This is a genomic window from Microbacterium sp. CnD16-F (assembly GCF_024124465.1).
GTDB classification, from domain to species: Bacteria; Actinomycetota; Actinomycetes; order Actinomycetales; family Microbacteriaceae; genus Microbacterium; species Microbacterium gawkjiense.
Window position 1 is genome coordinate 1 of the sequence record NZ_JAMXSA010000123.1, and the last position, 1204, is coordinate 1204.

The following is a 1204-nucleotide window of genomic DNA, read 5'->3' on the forward strand; positions in this document are numbered from 1 at the left end:
AGAGGGAGTGGTCATCGGTGTGACGCCTTTCGAGTGGGATGTGAGAGTTTCCTCGAAGGAAGATCCCGGTGGCCACGCTGACGTTTACTGGCCGGGATCGTTACACCACTCTACGGGGCACTACTCCCACCGCTCCGGTGGATGCGCAGCGGTTGCTCGAGTTGCTCGCACCGCCTAAGCCTGCCCGCGCCCGCCCGGTGCCGAGCACGCCTCGTGAAGCGCGAAACAGTGATGCTGGGCGGGCCAGATGGGTGGCGGCGCAGCCCGAGGGGAACCGGAACTGGGCGTTGTACTTCATGTCTTGTAGGATGACCGAGGACGGCATCGCCAAGGCCGACATCGTGAGGGTGTTGCTCCCCGCAGCGGAGCAAGCGGGGCTTGGTGAGCGGGAGATTCTGCGAACGATCGACTCCGCGTGGGAACGAGCACACCCGACCACCGGGCAGCAACAGTCGCCGCAGTCGGCCCGCTCAGCGATGCCGGGATCTCCTCGCGCGGGCCATTCGTATGGCGATGCCGGGTGGGTACGCTCATGAATACCGCGCGTATCTCGTTCCGGGTGCTGCGGGTCGCGGTTTTCGCTGCTGAAGCGGGCACGATTCTCCTTGCTGCCACCGCGTTCATCCTCAGTTTCACCGCGCTGCATGGCCTCGCCGCGCGCAGCGGCATCGACCCTGATCTGGCGTGGCTGTGGCCGTTGATCGTAGACGGCATCATCGTCGTGGCGACGCTCGCAGTGTTCGCGCTGGCTGGTACACGGGTGGTCTGGTATCCGTGGCTGCTGCTCGTTCTCGGCGCGGGTGTCTCGGTCGCTGCGAACGCAGTACACGCGCTCGTTGCAGCAGACCCCGACGTGCCCGACTTGATCGCTGCTTTGGTTGCTTCCGTACCTCCAGTCGTGCTCGTCGCGTCAACGCATCTCACGGCGATCTTGATTCGTCAATCACGCACCGTGCTCCAGGCCGCCGCCCATCATGAATCTGTCGATGCTGAAGCCGCGCAGGCAGCCGCACAACTACGGGCGGCAGAGGCTCACGAGCCAGCGCCCGACCCCGAGGTTGACGGTGAGGCTCCACTTGTCGACGGCGCTCGAAAACTGGACAGTAGCGGCGCTTGAAAAGTGAACACTCAACGATTGGAGAGTGATCACTTTGGAGGACTGGGCGTTGATCCGGAGGCTGGCCGGCGAGGGCGTGCCGAAGGC

General features: G+C 64.5%; 1 protein-coding gene. It reads left to right on the forward strand.

The genetic code is table 11. The features are described 5' to 3' along the window. The first annotated feature begins 532 nt into the window (after nt 1-532). Nucleotides 533-1117 (forward strand): DUF2637 domain-containing protein, encoded by a 585-nt coding sequence (locus NH287_RS15065; protein ID WP_308210420.1) that lies wholly within the window; start codon nt 533-535, stop codon nt 1115-1117. The last annotated feature ends 87 nt before the right edge of the window (nt 1118-1204 follow it).